This window comes from Bradyrhizobium sp. HKCCYLS3013 (genome assembly GCF_051167615.1).
In the GTDB taxonomy this organism is placed as follows: Bacteria; Pseudomonadota; Alphaproteobacteria; order Rhizobiales; family Xanthobacteraceae; genus Bradyrhizobium.
This window is the reverse complement of the sequence record NZ_JBNPTK010000015.1, coordinates 66,286-88,920: the sequence shown is the minus strand read 5'-3', so window position 1 is coordinate 88,920 and position 22,635 is coordinate 66,286. Positions and strand designations below refer to the sequence as shown.

Sequence of the window (22,635 nt, the reverse complement as noted above, 5' to 3'; positions counted from 1 at the left end):
AGCGGTTGGCAACAATCGGCAATAGAAGCTTTCAGGAACTCGCCGCCCCGTTCGATGTTGTACCGGCCTTTGACGGGACGGTCTTGCCGGGCCTTCAGGCTTTGCTTTGAGCCGCAAAGGCCTATTCTGAAGATGCTGATCGTGCGCGCCCCCGCCCGCACGACTGAAGGACGAGAAGAGATGGTGGAAAAGGTTCCCATGACTTCGATGGGCTACGCCGCGTTGGAGAACGAGCTCAAGCAGCGCCAATCGGTGGACCGTCCGCGCATCATCGAACATATCGCGGAAGCGCGTTCGCATGGCGACCTGTCCGAGAACGCGGAATATCACGCCGCAAAGGAAGAGCAGTCTCACAACGAGGGCCGCATCGCCGAGCTCGAGGACAAGCTCGCGCGCGCCGACATCATCGATGTGACCAAGCTCTCCGGCGACACGATCAAGTTCGGCGCGACGGTGACCCTGATCGACGAGGACACCGAGAAGAAGACGGTCTGGCAGATCGTCGGCGAGGTCGAGGCGGACGCCAAGAAGGGCAAGATCTCGATCACCTCGCCGCTGGCGCGCGCACTGATCGGCAAGAAGATGGGCACCACCGTCGAGGTCATGGCGCCCGGCGGCGCCAAGTCCTACGAGATCGCCAAGGTCGAGTGGCGCTGAGACAGGGCAACGTCCCGCCGGAGCGAATCGAAGGGCTGCGCCAAGGCGCGGCCCTTCGTCGTTTCCGGTGGTTGCAGGGCAGCGGAAGGCCGCCACTTCGGCAGTACACGCCCAATTCATCGCCTGTCACGACGCATGCCGGTGACGCAGTTGCGGTAATCAGCTAAATCTGCGGCCGACGAGCCGGGGCGGCAACGACCGAACCGGCCATCGTCGCATCATGGTTTTCTGTTGGGGGACGATCACACATGGAGCAGATGCTCTCGAAATGGCAACCGGCTGCACTCAGCCTGTTTCGCTTCATCACCGGCCTGCTGTTGTTTCAATACGGCGTGGCCAAGATCTTCAAGTTTCCTGTCATCCCGTACTTCGCCAACATTCCGCCGCTGATCTACACGGCCGGCATGATCGAGCTGGTGCTCGGCGCGTTGCTGATGGTCGGTCTGCTCACGCGGCCCGTCGCATTCATCCTGGCTGGCGAGATGGCCTTCGCCTACTTCATGGGCCACATGTTCAAGACAGGTGAGCCGGTATGGCTGCCGCTCCTGAACAACGGCACCGCGGCGATCGCGTTCTGCTTCTCCTGCCTGTATCTGGCGACGGCCGGCGGCGGCCCGATCAGCCTGGACGCGCTGCTGCGGAAGAAGAGCTGATCACTCGCTCCACTGTCATTCCGGGGCGATGCGACAGCATCGAACCCGAAATCCAGAGCTTATCGACGCCATCTCGAGATTCCGGGTTCAGCCCCTGCGGGGCTGCCCCGGAATGACCCTCGAGGCCTAGCTCCGTCCCTTGACCTCGAGCGGCACGGCCGCCTCGTATTTGGAGTTATGCAGCACCAGCGAGGTCCTGACGTTGCGCACATGGGGCGCCGCCGTCAGATGTGTCACGAACTCCTGGAACGTCGCCATGTCCGGTGCCACGCATTTCAGGATGAAGTCCACCTCACCGGACAGCATCCAGCATTCCCGCACCAGCGGCTCGGACCGCACGAACTCTTCGAACGCCTTCAGGTCGGCGTCCGCCTGGCTGGATAGGTGGACCGAGGCGAACACGGTCACATCGAAGCCGAGCTTGCGCGGGTCGAGCAGGCCCCGGTAGCCGGTGATGTAGCCTTCCTCCTCCAGGGTCCTGACCCGGCGCAGGCAAGGCGGCGGCGAGATGCCGACCCGCTTGGCGAGCTCGACATTGGTGATCCTGCCATCGGCCTGGATTTCGCTCAGGATTTTGAGATCGATCTCATCAAGATTCTTGGACACGGGGATTGTGGGCTCTGGCGGGATAGGAGGAGGCGCAGGGGCGCCGGGGGACGATGGGCAACTCTCTTAGCGCAGGCTGGTCAATTTGCGCAATTTTATTACTTTAGATTTCCCCCGTTGACCGGGTCGTGAAGGGAAAATTCGCCGAGATGCGTTGCAATTCTTGCATAGCTTGCCAGATGGCTTAGACTTGGATTTGACATTTTCGATGGGGCTTCGGGGCGTTTCTTTTGCGCATTCCGCTCGCTGCGTCGTCAATTCTCCCTCTTCCAGCGAGTCTTCGGTCACATGCAAGCTCCGATCCATGCCAAAGTCGTCATCATCGGTTCCGGCCCTGCCGGCTATACGGCGGCGATCTACGCGGCACGAGCTATGCTGGAGCCGGTGCTGATCCAGGGCATCCAGCCCGGCGGGCAGCTTACCATCACCACGGACGTCGAGAACTATCCGGGCTTTGCCGACGTCATCCAGGGTCCCTGGCTGATGGAGCAGATGGAGAAGCAGGCGACGCATGTCGGCGCCCAGATCAAGACCGACCTCGTGACCAAGCTCGAGCTGGGTCAGCGTCCGTTCCGCCTGACCTGCGACTCCGGTGACGTCTACCTCGCCGAGACCGTCATTCTGGCGACCGGCGCCCAGGCGCGCTGGCTCGGGCTGCCGTCGGAGGAGACGTTCAAGGGCTTCGGCGTCTCGGCCTGCGCGACCTGCGACGGCTTCTTCTATCGCGGCAAGGAGGTCATCGTCGTCGGCGGCGGCAACACCGCGGTCGAGGAAGCGCTGTTCCTGACCAATTTCGCGTCGGCCGTCACCGTCGTGCACCGGCGCGACCATTTCCGCGCCGAGCGCATCCTGCAGGAGCGGCTGTTCAAGCATCCGAAGATCAAGGTCGTCTGGGACAGCGCCCTGGATGAGATCTGCGGCGCGAGCTCGCCATCCAAGGTCACGCATGTCAGGCTGAAGAACGTCAAGACCGGCGCGCTTACCGAGCTGCCCGCCGACGGCGTGTTCGTCGCGATCGGCCATGCGCCGGCCACGGAGCTGGTCGCCGGTCAGCTCAAATTGAAACCGTCCGGTTACGTCGAGGTGGTGCCGGGCTCGACCGCGACCTCCGTTCCCGGCGTGTTTGCCGCCGGCGACGTCGCCGATGAAACCTATCGGCAGGCGATCACCGCCGCCGGCATGGGCTGCATGGCTGCCCTCGAAGCCGAACGCTTCCTCGCCCACGCCGCGAGCGAACGCGCCGCGGCGGAATGAACTGACGATGCCACGATCACGGGATGGATTTACGGATATGGATTGGGACAAGCTGAAGGTGTTTCACGCAGCGGCGGAAGCAGGCAGCTTCACGCATGCCGGGGAGCAGCTCGGGCTGTCGCAATCGGCGGTGTCGCGCCAAGTCAGTGCGCTCGAGCAGGAGCTCGCAGTCTCGCTGTTCCACCGTCACGCCCGCGGGCTGATCCTTACCGAGCAGGGCGACCTGCTGTTCCGGACCGCGCATGACGTCTTCATGCAATTGCAGGCGGCGCGCGCCAAGCTGACCGACAGCCGCGAGCGGCCGAGCGGCGATCTGAAGATCACGACAACCCCGGGCGTCGGCATCAACTGGCTGATCCCGCGGCTCGGGGAATTCACCGCGCTCTATCCGGAGATCCGGATCTCGCTGATCGTCACCGACGAGGAGCTCGATCTGTCGATGCGCGAGGCCGACGTGGCGATCCGTACCCGCAAGCCGACCCAACCCGATCTGATCCAGCGCAAGCTGTTCGCGATCAGCTTCCACGCCTATTGCTCGCCGGAATACGTCAAGCGCTTCGGTACGCCGCGCACCCTCGACGAGCTCGATGATCATCGCATTATCATGCTGGCCGACGGCCAGGTCGCCCCGCATCTGCAGAACCGCAGCTGGCTGGTCGATGCCGGCCGCAACGGATCCGGTCCGCGCGAGGCCTATTTCAGGGTCAACAACATTCTCGGCCTGGTCCGCGCCTGCCAGCAAGGGCTCGGCATCGCCGCGCTGCCGGACTACCTCGTCGAGGAAAACAGCCGTCTCGTGCAATTGTTCGGAGAGTCGGATTCGATCCAGCTCGACACCTACTTCGTCTATCCCGAGGAATTGAAGACGGTCGCACGCGTTCAAGTGTTCCGTGACTTCGTCGTGAGCAAAGCGCAGCGCTGGCCGGCGTGACATTGTGCATGTCTGACATGCGGCTTGCATGGTTGCTGCGACGCCATGTGAGAGCCCATAGTGAGCATGTGCTGAGCGTTGGCGTTGCGCATTGTCCCCCTCCTCCAGTGGCGCGAGCGCTCAGAAATCCCTCTTGGAAGGTGATTGTGTCGGCCTCTTTGGCCAATACCTCCAGCCGGGCTCATTTGGGCCCGGCTATTTTTTTGCCGAATGTTTCCGTGTCGTGCCCGATGCGGCGTTGACAGCATCGCCTGCACCGCGCATCTAGATCGCATGTCCACGTCTTCGCACGCCAAGTTGTTGTCGAAAAAAGCTCCCCTCCCGGGGACATGTGGACGCGCGCGCTAGAATCTCTCGAATTCACCGCCGCATCACCAGCCCCGCCGCGAGGACGGGGCTTTTTTTGCATGTCCCGTCGCCGGCTCCTGCCACCCAAGGAGATGGACCATGACCAACGTTACGACCCGACTGCAGGGCCTCTGGCTGCCCCTGATCACGCCGTTCCGCGATGGCGCGCTCGACGAACCATCCTTACGCAATCTGGTTCGGCACTACGCCGCCAAGCCGATCGATGGACTGGTGCTCGGTGCCACGTCAGGCGAAGGACTGGCGCTGTCATGGGACGAGCGCGCCCGTCTGATCAGCGTGGTCCGGGACGAGCTCGACACCATCGGCCGGCCGCTGCCGATCTGTCTCGGTGTCGGCGGCGTGGCGACGGCCGAGGTGATCGAAGCGCTCGACCGAACCGCGTCATGGCCGATCGACTTCTATCTGATCTCGAGTCCGCCTTACGTGCGTCCGTCGCAGCGCGGCCTGCTGGCGCATTTCACCGCGTTGGCCGACCGCACCGCCCATCCGATCGTGCTCTACAACATTCCCTATCGCTCGGCGGTTGGCCTCGACAACGAGACATTGCTGCAGCTCGCCGAGCATCCCGCTATCGCTGGCCTCAAGGATTGCTGCGCCAACCGCACGCAGACGCGCGACCTGATCACGCGTCGGCGCGCAGGGTTTCATATCCTGACGGGCGAAGACGCCCAGAGCTTCGATGCGCTGCAGGCCGGTGCCGACGGCGCCATCCTGCTCTCGGCACATCTGGAGACCGAGACGTTTGCCGCAATCCTGCAGCACGTGAAGGCCGGCCGTCACGACGCGGCAGCAGCGTGCTGGGCGCTGGTCGAGCATCTCACGCGACTGCTGTTCACCGAGCCGAGCCCCGCACCGGCCAAGTACTGGCTGGCGCGCACCGGCGTCATTGCGAGCCCCGAAGTACGGCTGCCAATGGTGGAGGTTGGCGCTGAGCTGGCCGCACGGCTGGATCAGCAGATCGAGCGGCGCCAGCCGACGACCACGCAGAACCGCGTTGCCTGAGCACGCCCCGACCTATTCGCCGGCTCTGCCTGGCCTTCCCGATCGGAAAGGCCAGGCAGAGCCGCGCCACCGCTGCGGAGCCGGAGCAGAATCTCCGTGGTTAATCCGAGCTAACAAACGCGATCAAAAGCGGCGCAGTCCGCAACCTCGTGTTTAAAGATGTTCCGCTATGGATGTTGAAAACGTCAAAGAGCGCGAGGACGTCGTGGCTTTGCAGGATCATCCATACCCTGAGCATCAGGGTTTCAGCGTCGAAGACATTCTCTGGGCGGTCGGGATCTGGTCCGTGATCCTGACCCTGACGCCGGCAATCGCCTTCTATTTCCTGATGGTTGCCTGACCTCGCCGCGCCCTCTCGCGCGGCGCGAATTCGGCACTCACGCGAGAGCTTGTGACCCGACGCAAAAAACGCGCGGAGGACCGCGCGTCGATGCCCCATCTGATGCCGCGATCAGGCCGCCTGCTTGTGCATGGCGCCGTTGGCCGACACAGTACCGCGAATAGCCCGCACCGAACGCTCGATCGCAGCCCAGAGGCGTGCGATCTCGGCCGCAGCACGGCCCTCCGCATAATATTCGCGCACGCCTTCACCCTGGCCCAGCGCCATCAGCAGATCGGCGCGGTTGGTGATCTGGCCGCCCCACACCGGGGCCTTGAACTTCGCCAGCGCCTCGCGGGCGATGGTGACGATCGGACTTTCGGCATCGTCGCGGCGCGCTGGCGCGCCATTGAGAACGACCGCGTAGGGCTTGCGCGCGGCGCGGCAGGTCTGGATCGTCTCCTGCACCGCGTTGACGTCGAACACGCCGGGGCGGGCCGGGATGATCACCATGGTCGCATTCTTGATCGCATCCTCGACGACGGCCGAGATGGTCGGCGGCGTATCGATCAGCACCCACTCGACGCCGTCGCGGCGGGCGGCGGACACGATCGCGCTCACCGAGTTCACGGCCGTCTTGATCGGCGGCTCGTTGGTGCCGCGCAGCTTGTGCCAAAGCGTGAGCGACCCCTGAGGGTCGGCATCGATGAGCAGACAAGACTTGCTCGACTTGATCTGCGCAGCGAGATGGGCGGCCAGGGTGCTCTTGCCTGAACCGCCCTTACGCGATGCGAAAACAATAACGTTCATACCTTGGCCTCCAGATTGACCCCGGCAGCGAAAATGAATCAGCGGACTGATTCGCGGAAGATAAATTTAGCGATTGATAAGACGTAACTCCTGATTGCCGAAACGCATTGGTTTTTGAGTCACACCAAAGCAGGCAAAACAGCAGATCAGGCGGCGATGTTCGACAACATCCGGTCATGCCCCATCGCATTTACATGTTGAGGCTGCGCATCGAGGTGTGCGTCCGAAGACTGCGGTCATGCCGAGTGCCGCCAAAGGCGGCAATCGGCATCGCTCAGGTCGCGTCTGGTCGCGTCGACTTCTTCGATTTGCCAGCGCGCGCAGTGACCGGCTTCCTGGTGACAGGACGAATGCTCATCGGCCGTTCCGCGCGGCCAGATGACGCTGCCTGGCGCTCTGGCGGCCCGAATTGGGCGCGGCATGACGGCGACAGCTCGGCCTTGCGGCGAATCATGCAGGCGGTGACACGATCGACGTCGGGAATGTCGGAACTACAAAGCCGGAACGCATCGCCTGTGCATGCCTGCTCCTGCTCGGCGGTATAGGCCCGTGCGGTTACGGGGACTAACAGCGCGGCCATTACGATCAGTACGGCAGAGATGCGTGGATCGAGATCAATCCCTCTCATCGTCCCCTCCCCCTCGTTGCCGCAAAGTGTGATTGAAGGAGACCGGATTCGCAAGCAACAGTGCCACGCCGTGCTACCGATCCGGCGCGGCAAACCGCAAGCGAGCGCACGCCCGGCGATATATCCGTCGAAATACGGAGACCGGGCTCAGGCTTCCGCGGGCAAAGCTCTGCGGCCACGCCCCGGCCACAGCCATGCGCGAGAGGTCGCGACGGGCGACCAATCACGGCGCACGATCAATGGGACGCGGAGCACGGATAGAGGTGAGCTTGCGAACGGCCCAGCGATGGTCCCGGCCATGGTACAGTTGGGTGGGCTCGAACCACCGACCTCCTGTTCCACAGACAGGCGCTCTAACCAACTGAGCTACAACTGCATCCGCCATGGGACTGCCCGCGAGGGGCGTCCGAACGGGCCGGAAACTAGGTGCAACGGGCGAATTTGGCAAGGCCGAGAACGGATAAAGTCCCCTGCCATGACTGCGTTTTTTGACGCCGTTTCGGCCCGAGTGAGCCCCCGTTCAAGCGGGGAGCCCAGAAAGCATCGAACCCGGCCGCAACGCGCCCGGGTTCTGGATCTACCGCCGTCCATGCCGGCGCGCGGCCGCATCGCGCACCTGGCGAGACTTGAGGCTGCCTCAGGCCGCCGTCTTGAACAGCTTGGTGGCGCTTTCCTTGATCGGCTCGACCGTCTCGGCCGCAACCTTCTGGCCGAGCTCGCCGAGCTCCTTGGCCTGGGCGGTGAAGGTCTCGAACTGCTTGCGCGCGAAACCGGTCCACAGCTCCATCGCCTCCGACGGCGACTTCACACCGAACAGCTCCTGGGCGAAGTCGAGCGACGCGGTGGTATTGGCCTTCGTGAATTCCATGACCTTCGACGAGTAGACGCCGGCGCCCTTGCTGGCGTTGGCGAAGAAGGCCTCGATGGCCGAATTGTGGGTTTCCGCAGCGTCCTTGAACTTGGCGTAGTTCTCGCGGGCCTGCGACACGCCTTTTTCGGCGAGCGCGCGTACCTGTTCGGGAACCTCGAACGGAATGATCGACGCGGAGAAAGGATCGGTGGCATTGGTCATGGCATGCATCCTTCGAAACATTGAGACTGGACCGGCCCGGCAATCGGGAAGTCACTTCGGATCACGCAGAGGAACCGCCCCTGGGAGGTAACAACCTCGCGTAGAGCTATATCGTGGCGCTTTTGTGCAACGCAACGGAAATTCCACTATCAGGAACTGTTGCCGCGCCCGCTTCCAGAAAAAGGGGGATCGAGGCATGTCTGATCAGGCCTTGGGCTTGGTTGCGTCGATCGCGGCCTTGCCGATGGCCTGGCCGACTTCGCTTGCCTGTTCGGCGAGCGATCGCATCTGGCCCTGAACGAATTCGCTGTGCAGCCGCAGCACCTCGGGCAGGTCCTTGGCGTGGACCAGCGATTGGGCGTAGTCGAGCGACGACTGGACGTTCTTTTCCGCGTAGGACAAGACCTTGGAGCCGATGTCCTTGGCTCCGGCCCGCACTGTCGCACCGCGCTGTTCGAGCGAGCCGGCCGTCGCCTCCGCTCCGGCCAGAAACTTCTCAAACGTCTGACGTGCCTGGTCGAAGCCCGCCTCCGCCATTGCCCGCACGTCTTTCGGAATCTCGAATCGTCGTCCATCGTCGGTCATGCTTTCCTCCTTCTGAAGTCCCGATTGGCTGCGCCCTCGTCTCTCAGCAGCTTTCCCGCTGCCGAGCGGCCCCGAACCAGTCCAGGGTATCATCGTGCTATCGAGAGCCGAGATTGCAACGGTCCATGCCGGTTTCGCCGCGATTCCGAGCCCGGGGGGCTCACGAGGAACACATTAAGGTTATCCAAGCTTTAGCAGGACAGGAGTGCGGCCCCGCCGTGGACCTCGGCCCTCAAAACGCGCGATAGTAACGAATTCTTAACGCTTCCAGTTCCGGCCGCCGGTCATCCACGGCCGATCAACATCACAAGAGCCGTTCGCCGTCGTCGCCCATGACCCACGCCGATCTCGAATTGCAGGCCCTCAGCGACCCCCGGCTGGCCGTCCACGCCGCCGGCAGTCTGCCGGCCTGGCTATGGTCGGCCGATGGCGGCCGTGTGCTGTGGGCCAATGCGGCCGGTGCGCGCGCCCTCGGTGCGACAAGCGCAGCGGCGCTGATCGCGAAAACGTTCGGCCCCGCCGACGCGCATCGCCGCCAGGTCGCTCAATTGGGACGGCGGCTGCCCGAGACCGGCGCTTTGCGGCTGGAACGTCTACGTGGTTTCGGCGCGCCGCTCGGCACGCTCGCGACCTGCGGCTGCGCCAGGATCGACCTGCCCGATGGCACGCGCGCGGTGCTGATCACCAGCACTGACGGGGGTGGACGTAGCTTCCCACTGGCGGATCGCCTGAAGCGGCTGGCGGAGACGAGCGAGCATGCGCTGATCGCATTCACCCAGGACGGCCAGTTCGCCGGCATTAGTTCAGCCGGACGGCGCCTGTTCGGCATGCGCGACCTGACCGAGCCGGATTTCGTCGAGATACGCAGGGCGGCGCTGGCCGATGGCATGGCCGAGGTGACGTTCGGCACGGAGCGCGCAGCGCTCTACCGCATCGGCAGCGGCAATCAGGTCGGGCTGGTGGCCGTCCCGATGCCGGCCCCTGCCGACGAGATCGAGGCGCCGGGCTCGGCGCCAATACCCGAGCCAACCGCAGATGCCGCCCCGGCATCATCAGCCCCCGTGGATGTTGCCGCTGGGCCCGCGGTCGTGACTTCGCCTCCTCTTCCGATGGATGCAATGACTGAACGCCAAACCGACGACGAATCCCCCGCGCTGTCGAACGACGCGCCGGCCGAGTTCCTGCTGATCGACGATCCGGCCGAAGCTGATCTGTTCAAGGCGCCGGCGCCGCAAACGGAAGATCACGCGCATCCTGCCGAATCCGGCGCGGCGGAGCCTTCAGTCGGCCGTCGCCATCCGCTCCGATTTTCCTGGCAGATGGATGCCGAGGGACGGTTCTCGATCGGCTCCGATGAATTCACCCACCTGATCGGGCGGCACGGCGCCGCCGAGCTCGGCCGTCCCTGGCATGAGCTCGCTGCATCGCTAGGCCTCGATCCCGACGGGCGGGTCGGTGCCGCGATCGAAACGAAAGAGACCTGGAGCGGGCTCGTCGTCAGCTGGCCCGCCGAGGGCGAGCGGCTTGCGGTCGAATTGTCGGGACTGCCCGTCCTGGCGGAGGACAGGACCCATGCCGGCTATCGCGGCTTCGGTGTCTGTCGCGACCTCGACGCCCTGGACCGGCTGGCCGCACTGCGTCGCCCCGCATCGACCGATGCAGCCGCGACCGATGTTCCGGACGCCGACGAAACCGAGCTTGCCCAATCCGACCATGTGCGGGCCGCAGATGTGCCGCCGCAGCAGGACAACGTCACTGCGTCATCGCGTGAGGCTTCCATTGCGCCGGACGTACACCACATCGAGGGCATCGGGCTCGAAACGACCGGGAACGTGGTCCCGTTCCGCGCTCCGGGCGAGTCCAAGCATCCTGTGCTCACGCCGGTGGAGAACAGTGCGTTTCATGAGCTCGCGCGCCAGCTGTCGGCCCGCCTCGAAGGTGAGATCCGCAACGCGCCCGCGGACGTCCAGGGCGTGGTGCCCGAGCCGGGATCGCGAATGAGCGATCCGCTCGTCCCGCCGCCGCAGCAGGCTCCGTCGGCGACGGAGACGGCGCCCGATCAAGGCGCGGAGCTGCACACCGAATGGCTCACACCCGAGGAGCCGCCGGCCCAGGGCGACAGCCAGCGCGACCGCATCCTGCTCGACCTGCTGCCCACGGGCATGCTGATCTACCGGCTCGACCGCCTGCTCTACGGTAACCCGGCCTTCTTCAAGCAGATGGGCTACGCCGACCTTGCGGCCTTGGAGCAGGCCGGCGGGCTCGATGCGCTCTATGTCGAGCCGGGCGTGTCATCTGCACCCAACAAGTCCGAGGCCGGCACTCCCGTCACGATCTCGGCCGCCGACGGCTCCTCCAGCGAGGAGGTGAAGGCGGAAGCCCGCCTGTTCACGATCACCTGGGACGGCGATAGCGCGCATGCCCTGATCTTCGCTCCGTTGCCCGGCCCTGCGGCTGCGATTCCGACGACCGACGTGGCACCGATGCCGGCCCCGGCCCCCGCCGCGCTGGTCGTCGCCCCGCCTCCGGCTGCGGGCCACGCCGAAGCCGAAGATCTGGCGGCGATCCTCGACGTCACCGCCGAGGGCATCCTGATGTTCGACGCCGGCGGCAACATCCACGCCTGCAACCGCAGCGCCGAGGCGCTGTTCGGTTACGATGGCGCGGCGCTGGTCCGCCGCAACCTGATCGAGCTGTTCGCACCGGAGAGCGCACGCCTCGTGCTCGACTATCTCGACAGCGCGCAGCAGTCCGGCGCGTCGAGCGGGCTCGACAAGGGCCACGAGGTGCTCGGGAAGATCGCTCAGGGCGGCGTCATTCCGTTGTCGATGGCAATTGGCCGGACCAGGACCGACGGTCCGAATTTCTTCGCCGTGTTTCGCGATCTGTCGCAGCTCCGCCGCGGCGAAAGCGAATTGCTGCAGGCCCGTCGCGTCGCCGATCGGGCCGCCAACGCCAAGGCCGACATGCTCGCCCGGATCAGCCACGAGGTGCGCGCGCCGCTGAACGCGATCATCGGCTTTGCCGAGGTCATGATCGGCGAACGTTTCGGCACGATCGGCAACACCCGCTACGCCGAATACATGAAGGATATCCGCGCCTCGGGCGAGCGCGTGGTGTCCCTGATCGACGATCTCCTGGAGCTGTCGCGCATCGAGACCGGGAAGCTCGAGCTCGCTTTCACCAGCCAAAATTTGAACGAGCTGGTGGAGGGCTGCGTCGCAGCGATGCAGCCGCAGGCCAACCGCGCCCGCATCATCATCCGCACCTCGCTGTCGCAACTGCTGCCGCCGGTGATCGCCGACGTCAGGGCGCTGCGCCAGATCGCGATGAACCTGATCTCGGCCTCGATCTCGCTGGCCAATCCCGGCGGCCAGGTCATCGTCTCGACCGCGCTGACCGATTTCGGCGAGGTCGCGCTGCGCGTGCGCGACACCGGTCATGGCCTGAACGATCAGGAGGTGGCCGCCGCGCTCGAACCGTTCCGTGCGCCCTCGGCGGCCGAGCAAGGCTCCGACGGCGCCGGTCTCAGCCTGTCGCTCACCAAGGCGTTGGTCGAGGCCAACCGGGCGCAGTTTCACATCAAGGCGGCGCCGAAATCCGGCACGCTGATCGAGGTGGTGTTCTCGCGCGCCGTGGCGCGCAATCAGAGCACCGGCTGAGCCGATCCCGCCCGTCGCACCGCCAGTGAACGACGCTTGAGGCCGAGCAGGAGCGGACCGAACGCCACCACGAAGCCGGCGAAGGCAATGATCCAGGCCAACGCCGCGACGTGCAGCAGCGCCTCGGCATGCGTCGGCGCCAACACGGCGCAGACCCGCGTGACCGCTGCGACGATGATCGCCAGATAGATCGCCTGGGTCGCGGGCGCGGCCGTCAGCGCCTCGCCGGTGTGGCCGAGCGTGGCCCGCGTCATGACGGCGAGCGTCGTGATGCCGGCGGCCCCGACCATCCAGGCGTGCAGCCCCGCGCTCGGCAGAATCCATCCGAGGCTGGCGGCGGCCGTGAGCAGGAAGCCGAGCGGCACGAACAAATAGCCGACATGCAGGATCACCAGCAAACGCTCGCGCAAGGTGCGATCACCGGCCCAGCGCGCGAGCCTCGCCCCGTGCAGCGCGCCGGCCGCAGCGAGCGCGAGCGCCGTTGCCGCACTTTCGGGAGCCAGGATCCAGCCGAGCAGGCTCAGCGCGCTGAACAGGACGACGGCAAGGTCGAAGCGGCCGAACGGCACCGGCAGCCGGCCGGGATTGTGCTTGACCAGCCAGTTGCGGGTGAAGCTCGGCGTGATGCGGCCGCCGATCAGTGCGAGCAGCAGCACGATCACGGCAACGCCGATGCGGATCGCGTAGTCGGCCGAACCGCGCAGATGAGCCTCGACATGGAACGCGATGTTGCCGGCGCACAGCACCGTGACGATCGCGACCACCGGCAGATTCCGCCAATTCCGCCCGGCGACGATCTCGCGGGCGGCGGCCAGCACGACGAGCACCAGGAAGCTCGCATCGATCAGCATCGCGGCCCACCACGGACCGAGCGCAGACATCGTCACCGCCAGTCGTCCGGCCATCCAGACCAGCACGAGGGTGAGCAGCGGCACGCCCCGGATCGGCAGCCGTCCGGTCCAGTTCGGGATCGCCGTGAACAGGAAGCCGGTGACGATGGCCGGCAGGTAGCCGTAGAGCATCTCGTGCACGTGCCAGTCTCGGGGGGCAAAGCCCGAGCTCAGCTTCAGCTCGCCGTAAAAGGCCGGGAGCCAGATCAGGATCGCCAGCGCAGCCTGGAGCGCGCCGAGCAGAAAGAACGGCCTGAACCCGTTGGCGAGGACGGTCCAGCCCTGATAGTTGCGTGGAATGGCCATGTGCATGCTCGCTCGATGGGCGACGGGAACCGCGCCGATATGGCGCTGTGTGCTTAACATGTAGTTGCGCGTCGTCCGATATGGCTTGCGCCAGCACAAACTTCCGACGGATCGCAAAAACGTGCTATTGAGCGGGCAAAATCCGCCGTCGGCCCGGAGAATATCATGGCTTCCATCGACCGCTCGCTGGTCGCGCATCTGCCGCTGTTTGCGGGGCTGTCCGCGGAGGATCTGACGGATGTGCTGCGCGAAGCCCGTTCGATTCGCGTTCCACGCAACGGCGCGGTGTTCGAGCAGGGCGCCGATGCGATCTCGTTCTTCCTGCTGCTGCACGGCCATGTCCGCGCCAGCAAGACGACGCCGACCGGCGACCAGATCGTGGTGCGCTACGTCGTGCCCGGGGATACGTTCGGCGTCGCCCCGGCCATCGGCCTGCAGCACTATCCGGCGACTGCGACCGCCGTCGACGACAGCATCGTGCTGGCCTGGCCGTCCGCCGCATGGCCGAGACTGGTCGCGAGGTTTCCGTCGCTGGCGGCGAACACGCTGCAGACGGTCGGCCAGCGGCTGCAGGAAACCCATGCGCGCGTGATCGAAATGTCGACGCAGCAGGTGGAGCAGCGCATCGCGCATGCGCTGCTTCGGCTCGCCAACCAGGCCGGCCGCAAGCTCGATCATGGCGTGCAGATCGATTTCCCGATCAGCCGGCAGGACATTGCGCAGATGACCGGGACGACGCTGCACACGGTGAGCCGCATCCTCTCCGGCTGGGAGCAGCTCGGCCTGGTCGAAAGCGGCCGTCAGAAGATCGTCCTGCGCGAGCCGCACAAGATCGTGCTGCTGGCGCAGCAGGGCGCCGGCGACGCGGCCGCATCCCGCACCTGATCACGTGCAGGCACACAGGGCCGCGAGGAACGCGTCGGGATCGACGCCATGCTCGTGGCAGGCATCCGCGACGTTGTGAAAGCAGGCGATCGGGCAACCGACGCAACGCATCTGGAAAGCAAGAAAGACGCCGATCGTCTCCGGGCTTCGCCGCATGACATCGTCGACCAGTTCATCGAAGGAGATTGGCATGCGCGCCTCCATTCCAGCTCCAGCGCGAATGGTAGCGGGCATGCCGTTGGCGGTCTTTGTCGCGGCACAAGCACCGCGGCACCTCGACGGTCAGACCGCCCGGCTGTGCAGCTGCTTCGACGCGTCGAGATGCGCATCGAACGCCGCGGCGACGCTGCGCACCAGGAACCGGGAATGCTCGGTCACCGCGAGCGCACCGCCGTTGAGCTCGACCACACCGTCGGAGATCAACGATTGCAGCCGCGGCGCCGATCTCAGCATGTCGTCGGTGTCCGTGCCATGGCGGGTGCAGATGACATCGAGGTCCACGCCGTAGTCGCACATGATGCGCTCGATGATGTCGGCCCGCAGGCGGTCGTCATCGGTCAGTCCATAGCCTTTCACGGTCGCGAGGCTGCCGGAGGCGATCTTCTGCTCATAGGCCCGGACCTGCGGCGCGTTCTGGACATAACCTTGCGGCAGCTGCCCGATCGCCGAGGCCCCGAAGCCGAGCAGCAGATCATTTGCATCGGTCGTATAGCCCTGGAAATTGCGATGCAGGCGGCCTTCGCGGAACGCGATGGTCATGGGATCCGTGGGCAAGGCGAAATGATCGAGCCCGATCTGCACGTAGCCTGCGTCCTTCAGCGCGTCAGCGATCGCGCAGGCCTGATCGTAGCGTTCCAGGCTGTCCGGCAACGCCGAGTCCTGAATCTTGCGCTGGTGCGTCTTGAACGATGGCACATGAGCGTAGCCGAATACGGAGAGCCGGTCGGGGCGCAGGTCGATGGCGCGCCGGACGGTGTCGAGACACGACTCAACGCTCTGATGCGGCAGTCCGTAGATCAGGTCGAAGTTGATGCCGGCAACGCCGGCCTGACGCAATCCGTTCGTCGCCGCCGCGGTCTGCTGGAAGCTCTGCACCCGGTTGATGGCCTGCTGCACCCGCGGATCGAAGCTCTGCACGCCCAGGCTGGCGCGATTGACCCCGCTCACCCCCAGCGCCGCGATCATCTCCGGCGTCAGCGTGCGCGGATCTATCTCGATGGCGATCTCCGCCGACGGCAGCACGAAAAAGGAATGGCGCAGCGATCCGACGAGATCGACAAAGGACTCCGGCGCCATGATGGTGGGCGTGCCGCCGCCGAAATGAATGTGCCCGACCTGCAGCCGCCGGCCGATCTGGCGCGCCACCATGTCGACCTCGCAACGCAGCGCCGATTCGTAGACCGCAATGGGCTCGTCGCGCTTGGCGACCATGGTGTTGCAGCCGCAATACCAGCACATCGAGCGACAGAACGGCACATGCAGGTACAACGATGCCGTCGCGCTCGCTGGTATCGCGCGCAACCATTCTGCGTAGGTGGACGGGCCGACCGCGGCGGAGAAATGAGGCGCCGTAGGATAGCTGGTGTAGCGCGGGAGGCGCTCCTGTCCGTAGCATGCTGCAAGATCTGGTCTCATGTCCTGCCTGTCACCTGAGCGTATCGACCTGGGGTTGGGAGCTTCTTGACACAAGGCAAGAGGGACGGCCTTGAGCTTTCTCAAGGCGCGGCCGGCAGATACCCCGTTGGAACAGTAGAACGCCGGTGATCACCGCGGACTTTGCGCTTCCTCAAAGTGGCCGGCTCATTTCACGTCATTATTGATTCACCGACGATTCGAGGAAACCGCAATGGAAGCCCTGCAACTGCTGCTCCGTTCATTTGCTTTCCTCGCCGGCATCCGCGGCCATATCCCCCAGTCCGACGGCTTTGAATCGTTCCGCGACGAGTCGGGGCCAACGGGCCTGCTTGGCAACATCGCCATGTTCATGACCACGGTGTTTTGTATCGCGGCGGCAGTCGCCTTCGTCGTGTTGTTGGCGGTGCGCTGGCTGAGCTGATGAGTTCGGAAGCACATCGTCGGTCCAGAGTCCTGCTCTGAAGCAGCGCATCATGGCGCCGGCGATTCTCGTGCCGTGTGGACAAACGGATAGATCGCGTCTTATCGCGTAGTCGCGCGAGACAGCCTGCCCGCTTTGCTCCGCACCCTGTCCGGCCTCCCAAGAAACTGCGCGCCGATGCAACTCATTAGCGCTCTGCGCGGGTACAGTCGCGCCAATCTCGCTCGAAATCCGCCGTCTGATTCCGCAATTGCGAAGTTGCTTGTTGCAGCACAAACAAGCCGAGTTCCAACGGGAGCATGCTGATTGCGGCACTACAACAGATCCAATGAAGGAGCGATCCATGTTGACCCGCCGCACCGCCATGTTCAGTGCAGCCATCGCCGCGATGATGCTTGCGGCTCCCGCTGTTGCCGAGGACCTCAAGCTGCCGCGCCAGAAGGTCGATCTGGTGGCTCCGCCGTTCGTGCATGCGCACGAGCAGGCGACCAAGCAGGGACCCAAGATCATGGAGTTCAAGCTCGTGGTCCAGGAGAAGAAGATGGTGATCGACGAGAAGGGCACCACCTTCCAGGCCATGACGTTCAACGGCTCGATGCCAGGCCCGCTGATGGTGGTCCATGAGGGCGACTATGTCGAGGTGACCCTGGTCAATCCCGCGACCAACAGCATGCCGCATAATATCGACTTCCACTCCGCGACCGGAGCGCTGGGCGGCGGCGCGCTGACCCTGGTCAATCCGGGCGAGCAGGTCGTGCTACGCTGGAAGGCGACGCGGACCGGCGTGTTCGTCTACCACTGCGCCCCGGGCGGACCGATGATCCCCTGGCATGTCGTCTCCGGCATGAACGGCGCCGTGATGGTGCTGCCGCGCGACGGTCTCAATGACGGCCGCGGACACGCGCTGCGCTATGATCGCATCTACTACATCGGCGAGCAGGACCTCTACGTCCCGCGCGACGACAAGGGAAACTTCAAGTCCTACGACTCGCCCGGCGAAGCCTATAGCGACACCGAGGAGGTCATGCGCAAGCTCACGCCGACCCATGTGGTGTTCAACGGCAAGGCCGGCGCGCTCACCGGAAAGAATGCGCTCACGGCCAATGTCGGCGAGAACGTTCTGATCGTGCACTCGCAGGCGAATCGCGATAGTCGTCCGCATCTGATCGGCGGCCACGGCGACTATGTCTGGGAGACCGGAAAATTTTCGAACGCGCCGGAGACCGGGCTCGAGACCTGGTTCATCCGCGGCGGCTCGGCGGGCGCCGCGCTCTACAAATTCCTGCAGCCCGGCATCTACGCCTACGTCACCCACAACCTGATCGAGGCGGCCAATCTCGGCGCGACCGCCCATTTCAAGGTCGAAGGCAAGTGGAATGACGACCTGATGACGCAGGTCAAAGCCCCGGCGGACATTCCGACCGGCACGACGAACTGATCGGCCCAGGGGGGCCGGCGTATCCGGCCCCCACTCTCCTGAGTGTGCTGCCATGCTGCTCGCTTTCAAGATCAAGCTCACCATCGCCTGCGTCGTCGGATTGGCTGGCCCGACCGCAATGGCACCGATCCTTGCAGATCTGCCAAACCGCGCTGCCGGCCTCGACGGCCCTGCCCTCACCGAGATCGCACCCGGTACGATCAGCTACCGCGACTCCGGTGACCATCTCCGCAGCGGGCGGCAGGCCGAAGCTCCCATCACGACGGTCCGCTTTGATCATCCGCTGACGATCATGACGAACCAGGTCAGTGCCGCAGACTACCACGCCTGCGTCCAAGCGCATGCGTGCCGCGCGCTCGATCGCAACGTTCCCATCGCCATCGATCGCCCGGCCGTGCAGGTGAGTTGGCATGACGCGGTGGCCTACGCTGAATGGCTCTCACGCCGGACCGGCCACAGCTATCGTCTGCCGACCGATACCGAGTGGGCCTATGCGGCGGGCAGCCGCTTCAAGGACGATGGCGTCTCGATCGACGACGCCGATCCCTCGCGGCGCTGGATTGCCCGCTACGAACGGGAAGCCGCCCTGCAAGAGGACTCCGAGACGCGCGGCTTCGGCGGCTTCGGCATCAATGAGCACGGCGTTGCTGACTTGGCGGGCAATGTCTGGGAATGGACCTCGACCTGCTTCACACGCAAGATGCAGGATAGTGCAGGTCGCGTCACCAAGACCGTTAGCAATTGCGGCGTGCGGCTGGCCGAAGGCGCGCATCGAGCCTACGTGACCGACTTCATCCGCGACGCGCGCGCCGGCGGGTGCGCCTCCGGCACGCCACCTGCCAATCTCGGCTTCCGCCTGGTCCGCGAACAGCCTTCATGGAGCCGCAGCCTGACGCAGCGCCTCAGCCGGCTCCTCGGCGCCATTCGCGCATGACGCGGCATGCTCAGCCTCAAGCACGCTCGACAGCAGCCGACGCCGGTGCCGGATCGGCGGTGCCCTGACACTGGCACAAATGACAGTCATACAAAATCAACTTTCGGTTGCGAGATGTAAGCTACAAACGTTAGACAATTTCCGTTGAGAGACGCGATGAGCGGACCAGGAGGCGAGTGTGAATTCTCGACATCCGCCGGTCTTCTTCACGTCCGACCTGCATGGTTACGGAATTGGCAACACCAGCTGGTTCGACGACGATTCGCCTCGCGCACTGGCTGGACGCTGCCTCATCGACGCGCTCGAATATCTGCGGACATCGCCTAAGTTCGCCGCCAAGGACTGGCATGTGGTGAATGCGGGCGCGGCGCGTCTCGTGCACCAATGTCTCACGGACGGCGCGCTGGCGCGCAAGGATATTCTGGATCGTGTGGCTCCCGCCATCGAACAGGTTTGCGCACGGATCGTCGCGAGCCGCCAATATCGCATTCCGTTCTATGGCGACGACTTCTGGGACTGGGCCAGTGTCGTCGACGGCTTGTTCGAGGTACAGCAGGTTTCGGTGACCGCGGCCCAGGTGGCAAAACGCGAGCTCGACCAGTTTCGCAGGACGGTCCACATCCGCATGCCCAGCGGTCTCTCGGTCGGCGACCCCGAGCACGAATGGTTCGGACCGGCGATCGCAACACGCGCCTATCGGCTGCTGGATTCCCGCGCATCGGGAATGGATCCCGACCTGCGCAACGAGTTGCAGGCACAATCGCTCGAACGCATCGAGCGCGGCAGGTATCGCGGGAGGCAGGTGACCCCGTGGCAATTGAGCTGGCACTACGGTCAGGTCGTCGGCGAATTTCAGCGTGCCGCCAGCGAGCAGGCCGCCGAGCTGGCTGACTTTGCCTGGCTTGCCGTTCCGCTCGAACTTGGCAAGCGCGCCCAGGTTCTCGCGCGCATCCTGCAAGGAGCCTACGCCGTCAAAGACCGCAGAACCGTCCAGCAGGCCTTGGAGGAGCTCTACCGTTGCGAGACACCCGGCCGCCCGCTCGGCCAGGGCGTGATCGGCGCCGGCATCGAGGCCTCCCTGGATGTGCTCGAAGCGCTGTGGCAGCAGCTCGATGGTCGGGAGAAGGCCAGCATCAACGCGATGCTCGACGCGCTGCGATTTCTCCATGCCAAAGCCAACACGATCGGTTTCGTGGTCGAAACGCCGGAGGATATCGAAGCCCTGGTCCAGGCCATGGGCCCGGGCACACTGATTGAACAGCGCAACGCGGCGCGCGCCATCATCAGGCATTCCTGCTTCCATGCGGTCGTATGCCTCGGGCGATCGATGGCCGAGGTGGCGAGCGCGGCCGCAGTGGCGATCGAAGAGCATGGGGCGCAGTGGCTGATCATGCCGGGACGGGCCGAGGCACTGGGACCGAATCTCCCGCACGTCTCCCGCGGCCCGCGATTCGTCGGGGCCGGCCCCGGTGACCTCGTCATTGCCACCTCGGTCGCGCCATTCCGGATTCAGATCAAGCTGCGCGACGCGCTCAGCATTGCCGAGCCGCCCTCGGTCGATGACAGCGGAATGATCATTCCGGCCGACCCCGAGCTTTGCCGCCTCGCGCACGAGGCCACGGATGGCATGCTGGATGACATCGGCGTGTTCTTCGAAGGAATGACAGTGACGTGCGATGGCGACGGCACGGATGCCGAGATATCAGCAGCGTTTCCAGGTGCGCTTGCGACGGACAACGTGGCCTATGCGATGGGGCTGATCTGCCTCAGCCGCAGTGTGCCGTGCCTCATCATCCAGGGGCTGGCGGAGACCGCGCCGCCCGCTGCTGCGAGCCCGCCACGGCATGCTGCGTGCCGGCTCGCCGTCAAGGTCGCGGAGATGCTGTGTCGGCGCTGGTAGTCGCGCCCTCAGGCATTCTTGAGCGCGACCCGGAACTCGGCTTCGGTCTTGGCCTTGACCTCGTCGAGCGTCACGCCATCGGCGAGCTCGATCAGGGCCATGCCGTCATTGCCGTGCTTGTCGATCGTGAACACCGCCAGATCGGTCACCACCATGTCGACCACGCGCTCGCCGGTCAGCGGCAAGGTGCACTGCTTGAGCAGCTTCGGGCCGTCCTTGGCGCTGTGCTCCATGACCACGACCACGCGCTTGACGCCGGCGACGAGATCCATCGCGCCGCCCATGCCCTTCACCATCTTGCCGGGGATCATCCAGTTGGCGAGATCTCCGTTCTGGGCGACCTGCATGGCGCCGAGGATCGACAGGTCGATGTGTCCGCCGCGGACCATGGCGAAGGATTCAGCTGACGAGAAATAGCTGGTGATCGGCAGCTCGGTGACGGTCTGCTTGCCGGCATTGATGAGGTCGGGATCCTCCTCGCCCTCATAGGGGAACGGACCCATGCCGAGCATGCCGTTCTCGCTCTGCAGCGCGACGTCGACGCCCGGCGGAATGAAGTTGGAGACCAGCGTCGGAATGCCGATGCCGAGATTGACGTAGTAGCCGTCCCGCAGCTCCTTGGCGGCGCGCGCCGCCATCTGCTCTCGCGTCCAGGCCATCAGACTTCCTCCCCGGCTGCAGCGGCGGCTTCACGTTTGCGCACGGTGCGTTGCTCGATGCGCTTCAGTTCGGTTCCGACCTGGATAATGCGCTTGACGAAGATGCCGGGCGTATGAATGTGGTCGGGATCTATCTGGCCGGCCGGCAGCAGATGCTCGACCTCCGCGACTGTCACCCTGGCCGCAGTGGCCATCATCGGATTGAAGTTGCGCGCGGTCTTGCGGTAGACGAGGTTGCCGGCGGTGTCGCCCTTCCAGGCGTGCACGATCGCCAGATCGGCGAACAGGCCGCGCTCCATCAGATATTTCTCGCCGTCGAACTCCCGCACCTCCTTGCCCTCCGCGACCAGCGTGCCGACGCCGGTCTTGGTGAAGAAGGCCGGGATGCCGGCGCCACCGGCGCGGATGCGCTCGGCCAGGGTGCCCTGCGGGCAGAATTCGAGCTCCAGCTCGCCGGCCAGATATTGCTGGGCAAACAGCTTATTCTCGCCGACATAGGACGAGATCATCTTCTTGATCTGCCGTGTCTCCAGCAGCCGGCTGAGGCCGATGCCGTCCACCCCGGCATTGTTGGAGATGACGGTGAGGTCCTTCACCCCGGACTCGCGAATGGCGTCGGACAGGGTTTCTGCGATGCCACAAAGACCGAACCCACCCGACATGATGGTCATGCCGTCCTTGAGGAGGCCAGCAAGGGCGGATTTGGCGTCCGGATAGACCTTGTTCATACGGAAATGACCTGATGCAGAGCGGCGACCGCGCGGATATCGACCGGATTATTAGGCGAAATCTTCGCAATGCGTCAATGATGCCTTCCCAACGCGCACATCCTGCTTTAGCTGTGGCGCCAGCCTGCGCCTCCGGGGCGATCCGGAGTCAGGAATATCAGGGATCCGCCGCAATCCGGCCACACCGGCGGCGTGGCCTTGAAAGCGTCAAGAAAGCGCATCAAGTTGTTGATGTTGGCAGGGGTTTTCGGCGCACCCTGCCCATCCCGCGCAACCAGCGATCCGACGATC

General features: G+C 64.7%; 22 protein-coding genes and 1 tRNA gene. 12 read left to right on the top strand and 11 right to left on the bottom strand.

The window, feature by feature from the left end; genetic code table 11:
- The first annotated feature begins 180 nt into the window (after nucleotides 1-180).
- Both greA and ACQR1F_RS24540 read left to right on the top strand, forming a co-directional pair.
- Entirely contained in the window at nucleotides 181-657 is a 477-nt protein-coding gene (gene greA, locus ACQR1F_RS24545; protein ID WP_315717519.1) for a transcription elongation factor GreA, read from the top strand.
- Between the two features lie 248 nt (nucleotides 658-905).
- Nucleotides 906-1,310 (top strand): DoxX family protein, encoded by a 405-nt coding sequence (locus tag ACQR1F_RS24540; protein WP_315802638.1) that lies wholly within the window; start codon nucleotides 906-908, stop codon nucleotides 1,308-1,310.
- Nucleotides 1,311-1,436: 126 nt separating this feature from the next.
- Here the strand turns inward: ACQR1F_RS24540 and ACQR1F_RS24535 are convergent, their stop codons facing one another.
- Nucleotides 1,437-1,916, bottom strand: coding sequence for an Lrp/AsnC family transcriptional regulator (locus tag ACQR1F_RS24535; RefSeq protein WP_015664493.1), 480 nt, complete (start codon nucleotides 1,914-1,916; stop codon nucleotides 1,437-1,439).
- Between the two features lie 288 nt (nucleotides 1,917-2,204).
- Here ACQR1F_RS24535 and trxB point away from each other — a divergent pair, with 288 nt between their 5' ends.
- The 4 genes from trxB to ACQR1F_RS24515 all read left to right on the top strand — a co-directional run bounded on the left by trxB (nucleotide 2,205) and on the right by ACQR1F_RS24515 (nucleotide 5,812).
- A complete protein-coding gene (gene trxB / locus ACQR1F_RS24530; protein ID WP_315802637.1) occupies nucleotides 2,205-3,170 on the top strand; it encodes a thioredoxin-disulfide reductase in 966 nt (321 codons plus the stop codon).
- Nucleotides 3,171-3,177: 7 nt separating this feature from the next.
- A complete protein-coding gene (locus ACQR1F_RS24525) occupies nucleotides 3,178-4,101 on the top strand; it encodes a LysR family transcriptional regulator (RefSeq protein WP_315717522.1) in 924 nt (307 codons plus the stop codon).
- A gap of 447 nt (nucleotides 4,102-4,548) precedes the next feature.
- Nucleotides 4,549-5,472 carry a 4-hydroxy-tetrahydrodipicolinate synthase gene (gene dapA, locus ACQR1F_RS24520; RefSeq protein ID WP_315802636.1) on the top strand — a complete coding sequence of 308 codons (924 nt, stop codon included), beginning with the start codon at nucleotides 4,549-4,551 and terminating at the stop codon, nucleotides 5,470-5,472.
- 169 nt (nucleotides 5,473-5,641) lie between these two features.
- Nucleotides 5,642-5,812, top strand: a complete 171-nt coding sequence (locus ACQR1F_RS24515) for a hypothetical protein (protein WP_315802635.1) — start codon at nucleotides 5,642-5,644, stop codon at nucleotides 5,810-5,812.
- Nucleotides 5,813-5,923: 111 nt separating this feature from the next.
- On the opposite strand, the gene ACQR1F_RS24510 is transcribed toward ACQR1F_RS24515, so the two are convergent.
- From ACQR1F_RS24510 to ACQR1F_RS24490, 5 genes are all read right to left on the bottom strand, one after another.
- The gene (locus ACQR1F_RS24510) at nucleotides 5,924-6,601 is read right to left on the bottom strand and encodes a ParA family protein (protein ID WP_231327589.1); all 678 of its coding nucleotides are present in this window, start codon (nucleotides 6,599-6,601) and stop codon (nucleotides 5,924-5,926) included.
- A gap of 274 nt (nucleotides 6,602-6,875) precedes the next feature.
- Nucleotides 6,876-7,229: a hypothetical protein gene (locus ACQR1F_RS24505; protein WP_316179752.1), complete on the bottom strand. Its 354-nt coding sequence runs from the start codon at nucleotides 7,227-7,229 to the stop codon at nucleotides 6,876-6,878.
- 299 nt (nucleotides 7,230-7,528) lie between these two features.
- Nucleotides 7,529-7,605 (bottom strand) — tRNA-His (locus ACQR1F_RS24500).
- A 261-nt stretch (nucleotides 7,606-7,866) separates the two neighbouring features.
- Nucleotides 7,867-8,301, bottom strand: a complete 435-nt coding sequence (locus ACQR1F_RS24495) for a phasin (RefSeq protein ID WP_315802633.1) — start codon at nucleotides 8,299-8,301, stop codon at nucleotides 7,867-7,869.
- Nucleotides 8,302-8,505: 204 nt separating this feature from the next.
- Nucleotides 8,506-8,886, bottom strand: a complete 381-nt coding sequence (locus tag ACQR1F_RS24490) for a phasin (RefSeq protein ID WP_315802632.1) — start codon at nucleotides 8,884-8,886, stop codon at nucleotides 8,506-8,508.
- Nucleotides 8,887-9,218: 332 nt separating this feature from the next.
- Here ACQR1F_RS24490 and ACQR1F_RS24485 point away from each other — a divergent pair, with 332 nt between their 5' ends.
- Nucleotides 9,219-12,548: a PAS domain-containing sensor histidine kinase gene (locus ACQR1F_RS24485; RefSeq protein WP_434914011.1), complete on the top strand. Its 3,330-nt coding sequence runs from the start codon at nucleotides 9,219-9,221 to the stop codon at nucleotides 12,546-12,548.
- On the opposite strand, the gene ACQR1F_RS24480 is transcribed toward ACQR1F_RS24485, so the two are convergent.
- Entirely contained in the window at nucleotides 12,533-13,744 is a 1,212-nt protein-coding gene (locus ACQR1F_RS24480; protein ID WP_434839593.1) for an NnrS family protein, read from the bottom strand. The genes ACQR1F_RS24485 and ACQR1F_RS24480 overlap by 16 nt on opposite strands.
- Before the next feature lie 165 nt (nucleotides 13,745-13,909).
- Between ACQR1F_RS24480 and ACQR1F_RS24475 the strand changes: the two genes are divergently transcribed.
- Nucleotides 13,910-14,629 (top strand): Crp/Fnr family transcriptional regulator, encoded by a 720-nt coding sequence (locus ACQR1F_RS24475; RefSeq protein ID WP_434893493.1) that lies wholly within the window; start codon nucleotides 13,910-13,912, stop codon nucleotides 14,627-14,629.
- Here ACQR1F_RS24475 and ACQR1F_RS24470 read toward each other — a convergent pair whose 3' ends face one another.
- Both ACQR1F_RS24470 and hemN read right to left on the bottom strand, forming a co-directional pair.
- The gene (locus ACQR1F_RS24470; RefSeq protein WP_434914010.1) at nucleotides 14,630-14,833 is read right to left on the bottom strand and encodes a DUF1858 domain-containing protein; all 204 of its coding nucleotides are present in this window, start codon (nucleotides 14,831-14,833) and stop codon (nucleotides 14,630-14,632) included.
- A gap of 78 nt (nucleotides 14,834-14,911) precedes the next feature.
- On the bottom strand, nucleotides 14,912-16,264 hold the full coding sequence (gene hemN, locus ACQR1F_RS24465) for an oxygen-independent coproporphyrinogen III oxidase (RefSeq protein ID WP_434873591.1): 1,353 nt from the start codon (nucleotides 16,262-16,264) through the stop codon (nucleotides 14,912-14,914).
- Nucleotides 16,265-16,475: 211 nt separating this feature from the next.
- On the opposite strand from hemN, the gene ACQR1F_RS24460 reads away from it, so the two are divergent.
- From ACQR1F_RS24460 to ACQR1F_RS24445, 4 genes are all read left to right on the top strand, one after another.
- Nucleotides 16,476-16,685, top strand: a complete 210-nt coding sequence (locus ACQR1F_RS24460; protein WP_434873592.1) for a hypothetical protein — start codon at nucleotides 16,476-16,478, stop codon at nucleotides 16,683-16,685.
- Between the two features lie 343 nt (nucleotides 16,686-17,028).
- The gene (gene nirK, locus ACQR1F_RS24455; RefSeq protein ID WP_434894584.1) at nucleotides 17,029-18,123 is read left to right on the top strand and encodes a copper-containing nitrite reductase; all 1,095 of its coding nucleotides are present in this window, start codon (nucleotides 17,029-17,031) and stop codon (nucleotides 18,121-18,123) included.
- Nucleotides 18,124-18,175: 52 nt separating this feature from the next.
- Nucleotides 18,176-19,057, top strand: coding sequence for a formylglycine-generating enzyme family protein (locus ACQR1F_RS24450; protein WP_316217925.1), 882 nt, complete (start codon nucleotides 18,176-18,178; stop codon nucleotides 19,055-19,057).
- A 178-nt stretch (nucleotides 19,058-19,235) separates the two neighbouring features.
- Nucleotides 19,236-20,957: a hypothetical protein gene (locus ACQR1F_RS24445; protein WP_316179759.1), complete on the top strand. Its 1,722-nt coding sequence runs from the start codon at nucleotides 19,236-19,238 to the stop codon at nucleotides 20,955-20,957.
- Between the two features lie 8 nt (nucleotides 20,958-20,965).
- Here ACQR1F_RS24445 and ACQR1F_RS24440 read toward each other — a convergent pair whose 3' ends face one another.
- Together ACQR1F_RS24440 and ACQR1F_RS24435 are read right to left on the bottom strand one after the other, a co-directional pair.
- Entirely contained in the window at nucleotides 20,966-21,616 is a 651-nt protein-coding gene (locus tag ACQR1F_RS24440; protein ID WP_315717539.1) for a 3-oxoacid CoA-transferase subunit B, read from the bottom strand.
- A complete protein-coding gene (locus ACQR1F_RS24435) occupies nucleotides 21,616-22,344 on the bottom strand; it encodes a CoA transferase subunit A (RefSeq protein WP_315802623.1) in 729 nt (242 codons plus the stop codon). Before ACQR1F_RS24435 ends, ACQR1F_RS24440 begins: the two co-directional genes overlap by 1 nt.
- Nucleotides 22,345-22,635: the final 291 nt, after the last annotated feature.

What these genes read in the sequence shown, in the direction of transcription:
- ACQR1F_RS24450 (WP_316217925.1), top strand. Translation starts at nt 18,176, where the DNA reads ATGCTGCTCGCTTTCAAGATCAAGCTCACCATCGCCTGCGTCGTCGGA.
- ACQR1F_RS24435 (WP_315802623.1), bottom strand. Translation starts at nt 22,344, where the DNA reads ATGAACAAGGTCTATCCGGACGCCAAATCCGCCCTTGCTGGCCTCCTC.
- ACQR1F_RS24470 (WP_434914010.1), bottom strand. Translation starts at nt 14,833, where the DNA reads ATGGAGGCGCGCATGCCAATCTCCTTCGATGAACTGGTCGACGATGTC.
- nirK (WP_434894584.1), top strand. Translation starts at nt 17,029, where the DNA reads ATGTTGACCCGCCGCACCGCCATGTTCAGTGCAGCCATCGCCGCGATG.
- dapA (WP_315802636.1), top strand. Translation starts at nt 4,549, where the DNA reads ATGACCAACGTTACGACCCGACTGCAGGGCCTCTGGCTGCCCCTGATC.
- ACQR1F_RS24505 (WP_316179752.1), bottom strand. Translation starts at nt 7,229, where the DNA reads ATGAGAGGGATTGATCTCGATCCACGCATCTCTGCCGTACTGATCGTA.
- ACQR1F_RS24490 (WP_315802632.1), bottom strand. Translation starts at nt 8,886, where the DNA reads ATGACCGACGATGGACGACGATTCGAGATTCCGAAAGACGTGCGGGCA.
- ACQR1F_RS24480 (WP_434839593.1), bottom strand. Translation starts at nt 13,744, where the DNA reads ATGGCCATTCCACGCAACTATCAGGGCTGGACCGTCCTCGCCAACGGG.
- ACQR1F_RS24460 (WP_434873592.1), top strand. Translation starts at nt 16,476, where the DNA reads ATGGAAGCCCTGCAACTGCTGCTCCGTTCATTTGCTTTCCTCGCCGGC.
- hemN (WP_434873591.1), bottom strand. Translation starts at nt 16,264, where the DNA reads ATGAGACCAGATCTTGCAGCATGCTACGGACAGGAGCGCCTCCCGCGC.
- greA (WP_315717519.1), top strand. Translation starts at nt 181, where the DNA reads ATGGTGGAAAAGGTTCCCATGACTTCGATGGGCTACGCCGCGTTGGAG.
- trxB (WP_315802637.1), top strand. Translation starts at nt 2,205, where the DNA reads ATGCAAGCTCCGATCCATGCCAAAGTCGTCATCATCGGTTCCGGCCCT.
- ACQR1F_RS24525 (WP_315717522.1), top strand. Translation starts at nt 3,178, where the DNA reads ATGCCACGATCACGGGATGGATTTACGGATATGGATTGGGACAAGCTG.
- ACQR1F_RS24475 (WP_434893493.1), top strand. Translation starts at nt 13,910, where the DNA reads ATGGCTTCCATCGACCGCTCGCTGGTCGCGCATCTGCCGCTGTTTGCG.
- ACQR1F_RS24440 (WP_315717539.1), bottom strand. Translation starts at nt 21,616, where the DNA reads ATGGCCTGGACGCGAGAGCAGATGGCGGCGCGCGCCGCCAAGGAGCTG.
- ACQR1F_RS24495 (WP_315802633.1), bottom strand. Translation starts at nt 8,301, where the DNA reads ATGACCAATGCCACCGATCCTTTCTCCGCGTCGATCATTCCGTTCGAG.
- ACQR1F_RS24485 (WP_434914011.1), top strand. Translation starts at nt 9,219, where the DNA reads ATGACCCACGCCGATCTCGAATTGCAGGCCCTCAGCGACCCCCGGCTG.
- ACQR1F_RS24515 (WP_315802635.1), top strand. Translation starts at nt 5,642, where the DNA reads ATGGATGTTGAAAACGTCAAAGAGCGCGAGGACGTCGTGGCTTTGCAG.
- ACQR1F_RS24510 (WP_231327589.1), bottom strand. Translation starts at nt 6,601, where the DNA reads ATGAACGTTATTGTTTTCGCATCGCGTAAGGGCGGTTCAGGCAAGAGC.
- ACQR1F_RS24540 (WP_315802638.1), top strand. Translation starts at nt 906, where the DNA reads ATGGAGCAGATGCTCTCGAAATGGCAACCGGCTGCACTCAGCCTGTTT.